This is a genomic window from Chondromyces crocatus (genome assembly GCF_001189295.1).
Lineage (GTDB): Bacteria > Myxococcota_A > Polyangia > Polyangiales > Polyangiaceae > Chondromyces > Chondromyces crocatus.
Genome location: NZ_CP012159.1, coordinates 7515806 through 7526780, shown reverse-complemented (window position 1 = coordinate 7526780; position 10975 = coordinate 7515806). Strand labels below are relative to the sequence as shown.

The following is a 10975-nucleotide window of genomic DNA, read 5'->3' as shown; positions in this document are numbered from 1 at the left end:
GCCTCTCGCCGCGCCTCAGCGGCGCTGCCTCCGCTCACGCGACGCGCGCCGCGCCTCAGCGCGATCGCGCCCCTGTCGTGCTGCATCGTCCTCGCCCGGATCTTTGCGAAGGTGTGCGGCCAGCTTGTTCACGGTCGGGTGCTGGAACGCTTCCGTCAGCCGGATGTCCACGCCGAGCTTCTGCCGCAGCTTGCCGATGATCTGGACGATGTGTCGCGAGTCGGCGCCCAGATCGAAGAAGCTCTGGTGCACGCTCACGCGCGGCGCCTGGAGTACCTCCTCGATGATCGCGGCGATGGTCCGCTCCATGTCGTCGCTTGGCGCCACGAACGGCACGTTCGACGGCGCCCCATCGGTCGCTGCGATGGCGGCGAGCGCCTTGCGGTCGACCTTGCCGTTCGGCGTGAGTGGCAGCGCATCCCGCATCACGACGCGAGGCACCATGTGGGGAGGCAGCTTGTGCCGTAGAAACGCGGTGAGGTCCTCCGCGAGCGAGCGCGCCGGCGCTGCTTCCTCTGGTGCAGCGAGTGTTTCGGCCTGTGTCGCCGAGATGCCGCCACCGAGGAGCGCGTGGACCAGGAGGTCGTCCTCCCCCAGCGCGAGCGCTTCCCGCACCTGCGCAGGCTCGACGTAGCCCAGCGGGCACAGGCCAATCCTGCAGGCGGTCGCCTCGCTCATGAGGAGCTGGCCCATGTAGCCCGCCTCCAGCGAGCAGAACGAGGGCGCCGCCTCGCCGTACATCGGCTGGACCGCGGGCAGGTGACCTACGAGGAACAGCGTAAATGCGGCGGCCTCGGCGATGGCCTGATTCGGAGGCGCATGGATGCTGGGGCCGAGCCCCTCACCATCGGAGATCCTCACGAGGCGGTGCTCCTCCGGGTGGTGATAGTAGACGCCACCCGGCAGTCCATCGAGGCGTCCGGGCTTGATATGAAGGTAGACGCGCACCGGGTAGAGGCCACCCGCCGAGGGGTAGCGATGCTTCGGGAGCGCGCCGGCGTGGATGGATACGAGGCTCGCGAGCAGCCGACCAACACGCTCGATCGGGAGCGGATCGGGGTCGAAACTCCGGTGCGTGCTGCGGGATGCATAGAGCGCCCACTTTGCTTCGTCCTCGGTGAGCTTGCCGAGGTCGAAGGTGGTCATGTTCGGCTCGATGGGTCGGAGCCCGAGACGCCGGAGCTTGAATTCCACGCGTTCAAGCGGATCGGAGAGGACACCCGCCTGCGAGGACTCGAGCGCTGCGGTGCCCGGAAGCGCGCCGTCCGGCCGGGCGGCGGACCCATCTGTTTGGACGGGGACCACGTAGGTCACGAGTCGCTTCACGCCGTCGCCGGCGACCATCGCCACCGCGTGGCGGACCGCGGGGTGCCGCGCGAGCGTCGCCTCGATCTCACCGAGTTCGATGCGCTGGCCCTGGATCTTCACCTGAAAGTCCTCGCGGCCGAGGAACTCGATCTCCCCATCCGGCAGGTAGCGTCCCATGTCGCCACTGCGGTAGAGGCGCTCACCGGTCCGGGGATGGAGGATGAAGCTCGCTTGTGTTCGCGCCTCGTCGCGGAAGTAGCCACGCGCGAGTCCGACGCCACCGATGTAGAGCTGGCCGGGGACCCAGGTCGGGCACGGCTCGAGCGCCTCGTTCAGCACGTGGTAGCGAGCGTTCCGCATGGGCCTGCCGTACGGGATGCTCGGCCAGTCCGGATCCACACGGTCGACCGGATGGCAGATGTCCCAGACCGTCGTCTCGGTGGGCCCCCCCAGGCTGATGAATCGCGCGCTGCTGGCCAGCGCCCAGAGCCTGCGCGGCAACGTCACCGGGATCCAGTCCCCGGCGAGGAGCACCAGCCGGAGCGATGGGAACGTGATCTTCGCTTCCTCGTGCTCCATCGCCGAGGTCAGCATCTCGCAGAAGGCGGGCACCGAGTTCCACAGCGTCACGCCTTCGGCGACCATCCGCTCGGCCCAGTGGATCGGATCACGGGCGGATGCGGCGTCTGGCACGATGATCGTACCTCCCGCAGCGATCACTCCGAAGAGGTCGTACACCGAGAGGTCGTGGTGCAGGGCCGTGAGGGCAATAGCACGGTCCGCAGGGCCGATCTCGAAGCGCTCGTTCACGTCGAGGATGCGGTTCACCACACTGCGGTGCTCGATCATCACACCCTTGGGGAGCCCCGTGGAGCCGGACGTATAGAGCACGTATGCGAGATCGTCTGGCCTGGGCATCGCAGCGGGCGCGTCGGCGTGGGGGCCGTCTGGATTGGCCTCGATGAGCACGCGCTGAAACCCCTCAGGCCACGAGAGCCGAGCGTCGAGATGCCGCTGCGTGAGTGCTACCCTGACCTCGCTCTGCTCGAGCAGGTAACGCAGCCGCTCGGCGGGGACCTCCGGATCGATGGGCAGGTAAGCGGCGCCCGCGCAGAGCACACTGTAGACGGCGATCACCTGCTCGTAGCCTCGCTCGGCTGCGACTGCGACGAGTGCTCCGGGACGGACGCCCTGTGCGACGAGCTCGTGGCTGAGCTGACATGCGCTGCGGACGAGTTCGCGATACGAGAGCGTCCGATCGGATGCGATCACCGCCGGCGCATCGGGCCGGCGCGAAGCCTGTGCGGCGAGCAGCGATGGCAGCACCTCGTCAGGAACGGGCGCATCGGTCGCATTCATCCGGGCTCGTAGCTCGAGCTGCTCCTCCGGCGGCAATACCCGCTGGGCCGCGGGCTCTCCCTGCCACGCGCCCTCTTCCTTCGTGAGCCGCGCAAGCAAATCGCAGAACGCCGTGAACATCGCATCGAGCATCCCTGGCGGGAACAGATCCTCCACGGCGTCCCACAAGAAGATGAGCTGCCCGTCGTCCTCGAACGCCTGACAATCGAGCCAGACCTGCGGCGTCTGCGTCAAACTGCACACCAGCTCACCGAGCGCCTTCCACACGGTCTCGGGGGGGCGGTAGCCCTGCCCGCCGAGGTTCAGCATGCTCGTGAAGACGACGGGCATGTTCGCGGACGGAGTCCCTTGCGCCCGCGCCAGTTCGCGCTGCACCTCGACACCACTGACATAGCGCGCCTCGAGATCACTCCAGAGCTGTTCCTGCACGCGACCCACCCGCGCCGCGAAGGTCTCGACCACCGCGGCATCGACACCGAGCAGGATCATCGACGTGAAGTCGCCAATGATGCTGTTCACCTGGGGGTGGAGAGGAAGGCGATTGAACAGGGTGACATTGATCGTGAAGCTAGGGTGCTTGCTCCAGGCGGCGAGGACCTCGGCGTATGCCGTGAGCAAGACAGCCGACGGACTGAGCCCCAGCGCGGACGCGCGTGCGGTCACGCGGCCCCATGCTTCGGCCGAGAGCCGCTCGGTACGGCGCACGAAGCGGGTCTTCGAGAGCGTGGCCGGGTCCCTGGCGAGCGGCAGTGCCGGCGCGGGTGGCAGCGTCTTCACGCGCTCGCGCCAGTGGGTGAGCGAGCGTCGGTAAAGCTCGGTCTCGCGCAGGGCGACCTCGGCGAGCACGTAGTCCCGGTACGACAGCTCGAGCGCCGGGGGGGGCCTTTCCGGCGTGAGATAGGCCTGCACCCAGTCCTGGTTCAGGATGAACAGGCTCCCCCCGTCGACGTGCAGGAGGTCGACGCTCACGTGCAACCTCGTGCGATCGCCGTCGAGCTTCGTCGCCCGCACGTCGAACATGGGCCACTGATCGGCCTGGAAGAGCTGATGGGACATGCGCTCGCGGGTAGCAGCGAGCGCCATGTCGACCTCCGCTTGCGGGCAGCCGCGGAGATCCTCCTCCTCGATCGTGTAGGCGGGGACCTCGCGCAGGATCTGCTGCTGCCCGTCGGATAGCACGACCGCGCGCAGCATGTCGTGGCGTGCGATCACCTGTCGCCACGCAGCGCCCAGCCGGTCGAGATCCAGACCCTGGCAGTCGAGCTCCCAGTAGATGTGGATCGACACGTCACCGAGGTGAAAGACCGCGCTGCGGCCGATCCAGTACGCTTGCTGGATGTCCGTGAGCGGGAACGGCTCGTGGCGCCGCGCCGGCTCGGGCAAGACGGTTGGCAGCTTCTGCGCTTCCTTGTCGCTCGATCGCTGCTTCAGGAACGAGAGGAGTTCCGGTTTGTGCTTTGCGATCTGTTCGCGCAGCTCCGGGGTGAGCGCCCCCTTCGGTGCCCGAACATCGAGCTGCTCACCCGTCGCCGAGATCTGGACGTTCCGCTTCGCCAGGTCCGTCAGCAAGGCCATGACGCTCATCGACCAATCACCTCGTCACTCCTCGGGTTGCCACGTGCTCCCCCGTCTCTGCCGTTCAGAACTGGAGTACCTCGATCTCTTCGTCCTCGGAGGGAGCGACGCTCTCGGCATCGCCCAGAGCCTCGGACCCGAGCGCGCCGCCCTGAGTGCCGCTCGTGATCACCGCGTCGAGCACCTCCTCGGCGGCGACGAGTTCGAGGAGCTGCCCTGCGAGTTCCGCGAGGCTGGGGCCCTTGAGCAGCTTCACCACCGGGACGGTCACGCCGAGTTCTGCTTCGATACGCTTCTTCAGCTCCATCGCCATCAGTGAGTCGACGCCCATGCGGTGGAGCGGGAGATCGGAACGGATCTGGGTGGGAGAGGCGCGCAGTGTCCTCGCCACTTGCTCGCGCAGGTGGACCTCCATCCGCGCGGAGCGCTCATCGACATGCATCTTGCGCAGCTCCTGGCGCAACGAACCTTCGCTACGCTCACGGGGCGTCTGCGCTACCGTCGCGGCGAGAAGAGCCGAGAGCAGCGGTCGGTTCGCGATCCCTGGCTGACTCTCCCGCCAGCGCTCGAGATTCAGCGGCACGATCACCGGCTGTACGGGATCCTCATGCAGCAGCCGCCGGAGGGCTTCCAGGCCGAGCCGTGGTGAGATGCTTCCCATCCCTTCGGCCTCGAGCCGCGCGCCACGGTTGTCCTGCTGGGCCGCGAGCCCCACCTCGGCCCACGGGCCCCAGTCGAAGCTCTGCGCGGGCAGCCCCATCGCACGGCGCTCGTGGGCGAGGGCGTCGAGGAAAGCGTTCGCAGCCGCATAGTTGCTCTGACCTGGCGAGCCGAGAACGGAAGCCACGGACGAGAAAAGCACGAACAGATCCAGCGGGTCGTCCTGCGTCAGGCTGTGCAGGTTCCACGCTCCGTCGACCTTGGGCGCCATGACCCGGCGAACGCGCGCCCGATCGAGCTCGAGCGCGATGCCGTCATCCAGCACCGCGGCTGCATGGAAGATGCCTCGCAGGGGGGGCGAAGTCCGCCGCACCTCGGCGAGGAGATCGGCCAGCGCAACGCGGTCGGCGACGTCGGCGCGACCTGCAAAGACCCGCGCACCTGCCGTCTCCAGGCGACGGATGACCTCATGGGCCGTTGGGCTCGGCGCGTTCCTACCTACGAGAACGAGGTGCCGTGCGCCCTCGCCGACCAGCCATTCCGCGAGCGCAAGGCCGAGGCCCCCCAGGCCTCCGGTCACGAGGTAAGTCCCGTCTGGCCGGAGCTGCCCGCGGCGGAGCGGTGCGACGGGCCCAGGATCGTTGCAGAGCAGCACGATCTTTCCCACGTGCTTTGCTTGCGCCATCCGCCGGAACGCCTCGGCTGCCTCGGCGATCGGGGTGGGGCTCGTCGGGGGCGGTGAGAGTTCGCCGGACGCGAAGAGACCGACGACCTCGCGGAGGAGTGCGCCGCAGCGCTCCGGGCGCTCGACGAGCATGCGCGCCAGGTCCACGGCGAAGTACGAGAGGTTTCGCTGGAACGGCGCGAGCCCCAGACGGCGATTCTCGTAGATGTCCCGCTTGCCGATCTCGAGGAACCGGCCGTAGGGCGCGAGGACGGCAAGGCTCCTGGGGATGGCCTCGCCCGTGAGCGAGTTGAGCACCACATCCACCCCTTTGCCGCCAGTGGCGCGAAGGATCTCGTCGGCGAAGGACGTAGATCGCGAGTCCATGACGTGCTCGATGCCCTGAGCGCGAAGGAGCGCGCGCTTCTCCTCACTGCCTGCAGTCGCGAAGATCTCGGCGCCGCACCGTCGCGCGAGCTGCACCGCCGCGAGCCCCGTGCCACCCGACGCGGCATGGATCAGGACGCGTTCGCCCGGGCCCAGCTGCCCCAGGCGACACACCGCGTGGTACGCCGTCATGAAAGCAATGGGGATACCTGCGGCCTCCTCGAAGCCGAGGTTTGCTGGCAGCCTGACCACGAACGTTGCAGCCGTGGTGACGTGGGAGCCCATGCTGTGTGGTGCGAGCGCGATCACCGCGTCGCCCGGCTGGAGGAAGTCCACCCGCTCACCGACCGCCGTCACCGTGCCGGCGCATTCACCGCCGAGCCGCGGAACACCACCAGGCTCGACATCCGGTCGCATCCCCATGGCCGAGAGGACGTCGAGGAAATTGAGCCCAGCGGCGCGGACTTCGATCTCGACCTCGTCCGGCCCTGGGGGCTGCCGCACCGACTCGCGCAGCACGAGGTTGTCCAGCACGCCTGGCGCATCGATCTCGAGGCGGAACGAGACCTGGCCAACCTCTGCGCGGATCGCCGAGGGCGCGCTGGGGTTGCCGTCCATTGTCGTCTGTGTGCGTGCAAGACGGGCCACGAAGCGCTCTCCACCGCGCAGCGCCACCTGATCCTCGGGATCCGCCGCTTCGAACTCGGCGAGGAGCGTGGGGATCTCCTGCGCGCCACCTGTGGAATCGAGATCGATGGCGGTGCATCGAAGCTCCGGATGCTCGTAGGCGAGCGTCCGGGCAAGGCCCCACATCGTCGCCATGGCGGGTACGACGCGCCCATCACCGATCGGAACCGCACCTCGCGTGACGAGCCAGAGCCGTGGCGCAACGCTCCAGCCCGCTTCGGCAATCCCTTGCACGAGGTGCAGCGCGCTCACGGGGCCAAGCTCCTCGGCGCGGTGCAGCCACGTGAGGCCGGTGTCATCGGAGGGGGGGGCGCCGAGGCTCCAGGCGAAGAGCACCCCGGCAGGCGACATTCCCTGGAAGGCTTCCGCGAGCAGATTGCGGAAGCCCTGCGAAAAGGCCGGGTCGAGCCGGTAACGATCCTCTGCTTCCCGCGCGAGCCCTTCGCCGGTGGTCCCAGGGGTCACGGTCACGACCCGCTCATGGCGCTCTTCGAGCCGAGCGGTCAGCGCGCATCCGATACCCTGCCCCTCGTCGAAGACGAGCCATGCGCCTCGTTCTGCGGCACTGCGGCCCGTGCCGCGGGACATCGGTGCTGGCGAGTTTTCCCGGCGCTCCCAGCGCAGCGAGAAGAGCCAGCTTCCGATGGGATCTCCGCCGAGCTGCTCGAGCGGCTTTGCCCTGAAGCCCCGCGCCTCGGCCACGAGCTTTCCCTCGGCATCGAGGACCTCGACGTCGGCGATGAATCCTTCGTCTCCAGTAGCAGGATGCACCACGGCGTGGCTGAAGAGGGCGCCGTTGGGGCTCGGTCGTGCAACCAGACGGAATCGGTCGAGATGGACAGGCAACCACGCCTGATCCCCATCGACGGCTCGCGGCGCAGCGGCGCTCGCAGCCTGGAAGCACGCGTCGAGGAGCGCTGGGTGGATCCCGTACGCGACCGCCTCCGTCGCGATGACCTCAGGGCCATGAATGGCGGCGAGCGCCTCACCATCCCGGCGGGCGATCTCAGTGACACCCTGGAAGCTGGGACCATAGTCGAGGCCACGCGCGCGGGCGGTCTCATAGTGCTCGGCCCCGCTCACGCGCTCGGTGCACCGAGCGCGAATAGCAGCCAGATCCGCATGACCTCTCGCCTGTGCGGAGCCCCCATCCAGTCGCACGCTGCCGGTCGCGTGGATCGTCCAGGCCTGCTCCCCGGGCGGTGCGCTCGCGATCTGGAACGAAGCGGTCGCTCCCAGCTCGGGCGTGACCACCACCTGGAGCCTGCGTGCGCCACTCTCCGGGACGAAGAGCGCCTTGTGGAACGCCACGCCCTCCACGACGGGCGTCGCGCCATCGAGCGCCTCCGCTGCTGCCGCGAGCGCCATTTCCAGGTAGGCCGCGGCGGGCATCACAACGGCGCCCTGCACGCGGTGATCGCCGAGGAGCGGCAGGCGATCCGTCGCGAGATCCCGCTCCCAGAAATGGGAGCCTCCCTCCAGCGACGCGTGCAGCACGTCGCCGAGGAGGGGGTGTCGTGACGTCGCATTCTGCCTGGCACCGGGGGGCGCCGCGCCAGCCCAGCCATCTCCGCCATCGTCCTCGAGCCAGTAAGGTTGCCGCTGCCAGGGGTACGTGGGCAGATCGACGAACCTTCCTCCACGCGAACAGAGCCGCTCGAAGTTCACGGGGTACCCCGCGGTATGGAACGCGCCGAGCGCGCCCAGCATGGACGCTCGCTCCGGCTCGCCGCGCCGCAGTGACGGTAGCGCCAGGACACGCCCCGACTCACCCACACTGGCCTCGACCTCCATCGTCAAGAGAGGGTGAGGGCTGATCTCGAGGAAGACCTCGTAGCCATCCCGCGAGAGCCGCTCCACGGTCTCCGTGAAGCGCACCGTCCTGCGGATGTTTTGTGCCCAGTAGGTCGGGTCGAGTTCTGCGCCACAGCGCGGCTCGCCGGTCACCGTCGAGTAGAACGTCGTGCTCTCCGCGCGGGGCGTGATGCCCTGGAGCATGTGCAGGAGCTCGGGTTCGAGCGCATCCATCTGCGGACTGTGCGATGCGTAGTCCACCTTCACGCGGCGGCAGAAGCGTCCCTCCTCGTTAAGGCGTGCCATCAGTGTGTCGAGCGCTTCCGTCTCGCCGCTCAGCACCGTGGACCGTGGCCCGTTGTGCGCCGCCACGGCGACCCGGCCTTCGAGCCCCGAGAGTCGCGCTTCGGCCTCCTGCCAGGACAGCTCCACCACGCCCATCCCGTATTTGCCGCATCCGGCGTTCCCTCCAGCCGTGGCCACGAGCCTGCTGCGCTCGCAGACGATCCGTGAGGCGTCCTCCAGGGTCAGCGCACCCGCGGCATACGCGGCGGCGATCTCGCCCTGGCTGTGTCCCACCACCGCGTCGGGTTCGACCCCCCACGAGCGCCACAGCGCCGTCATGGCAGCCGCGAGCGCGAAGAGCACGGGCTGCACCACGTCGACGCGGTCGAACTCGGCGCCGTCTCCTCGTAGTACGCCGCTCAGCGACCAGGAGACCCACGGCTTCATGGCCGCTTCGCAGCGATCCATGGCCTCGCGGAACACCGGTTCGCTTTCGAGCAGCTCGCGGCCCATGCCGACCCACTGCGATCCCTGCCCGGGATAGACGAAGACCACCTTGCGACACACCCCGGCCGGCACGACGCCGGATGACATTCCAACGCGCGCCTCGCCAGCGAGGAAGGCCTCCACCTGCTCCCGCAACTCCGCGAGCGTCGCGCCCACGAGGGCCAGCCGATGCTCGTGGTGGGCGCGCCGCAAGGCGGTGGTCGCCGCGATGTCTTTGGGCGACGGCCCCTCGCCTGAGAGCACAGGGACGTAGGCTTGTGCGAGCTCGCGCAACGCCCCTTCGCTGCGGGCAGACAGTGGCAAGAGCACCGGTCCAACAGTCGTCTCATCCGTGGGCACAGCCTGCGCGGGCGCCTCTTCGAGGACGACGTGGGCATTGATTCCGGAGAGCCCGAACGAACTCACGCCCCCGATCCGACTTACCCCTTCTGGCACTTCCCAGGACGACAGCGACTGAGGGATGTCGACCGGCATCTCGTCCCAGGCGATGTAGCTGTTCAGCTTCTTCAGGTGCAGATGTGGGGGGATCTGCTGGTGCTTCAGCGCGAGCACCACCTTGATGAGGCCCGAGATCCCCGCGGCCCCTTCCAGGTGCCCGAAGTTCGTCTTCACCGAACCCACCCGGAGTCGCCGCTCGGGCGCGCGCCCCTCGCCGAGCACGGACCAGAGCGCACGAAGTTCGATCGGATCGCCGAGCGACGTGCCCGTCCCGTGAGCTTCGACGTAGCTCACCTGGGAGGGCGCCACCTTCCCATTCGCCAGCGCGCGCCGGATGACGTCCTGCTGCGCGGCACCATTCGGGATCGTCAGACCACCGCTCGGCCCGTCGTGACCTACGGCCGAGCCGCGGATCACTGCGAGCACCCGGTCTCCCGCGGCGAGCGCAGCGCCGAGACGCTTCAGTACGATCACGCCCGCCCCCTCGCCGCGTCCGTAGCCGTCGGCCGCGGCGTCGAAGGTCTTGCACCGTCCGTCCTTGGCCAGCGCCTGGAGCTGGCACATGACCACGCTCGACTCCGGCGCCAGGATGAGATTCACCCCTCCCGCAAGCGCCAGATCACACTCGCCCGCTCGCAGGCTGCTGCACGCGAGGTGGACGGCGGCGAGCGAAGACGAGCACGCCGTGTCCACGACCATGCTGGGCCCCTGCAGCCCGAGAAGATACGACACCCGTCCGGCGAGGAAGCTCCAGGCGTAGCCCGTACCCGTGTACGGCCCGATGCGGCGCGGATCCCCGTTCCGCATCTGCAAGCGCGAGTAGTCATTGCCCATCACGCCCACGAACACGCCCGTGGCGCTCCGGGCGAGCTTCTCAGGCACCTCACCCGCGTGCTCCAGCGCCTCCCGTGCCACCTCCAGCAGGAGCCGCTGCTGTGGGTCCATCGCGGCCGCCTCGCGCGGCGAGATGCCGAAGAAATCCGCGTCGAAGGCATCCACCGCGCCTTCGAGGAACCCTCCCTCGCGCACGTACATCTTGCCCGGTGCGCCAGGCGTCGGATCGTACCAGGTGTCCGCATCCCAGCGTGCAGCCGGGACCTCCACGACCGCATCCACGCCGTCGCGGAGCAGGCTCCAGAAGCGATCGGGCGTCGAAGCGCCACCCGGGAAGCGGCAGCCTACACCGATGATCGCGATCGGCTCCGTCTTCTGGCGTTCCACGGCGTCGAGGCGCGTCCGGAGTTTGTGGATCGCGAGGATGGCCTCTCGCAGGCGTGCCTGAGGGTCGGGTGTTTCGGTCGAGTTGCTCAT

2 protein-coding genes are annotated in these 10975 nt (G+C 68.6%); both read right to left on the bottom strand.

From position 1 onward, the window contains the following. Positions 1 to 15: 15 nt before the first annotated feature. Positions 16 to 4251 carry a non-ribosomal peptide synthetase gene (locus tag CMC5_RS26970; protein WP_050433116.1) on the bottom strand — a complete coding sequence of 1412 codons (4236 nt, stop codon included), beginning with the start codon at positions 4249 to 4251 and terminating at the stop codon, positions 16 to 18. A 55-nt stretch (positions 4252 to 4306) separates the two neighbouring features. Continuing rightward, positions 4307 to 10975, bottom strand: a complete 6669-nt coding sequence (locus CMC5_RS26965) for a type I polyketide synthase (RefSeq protein ID WP_050433115.1) — start codon at positions 10973 to 10975, stop codon at positions 4307 to 4309.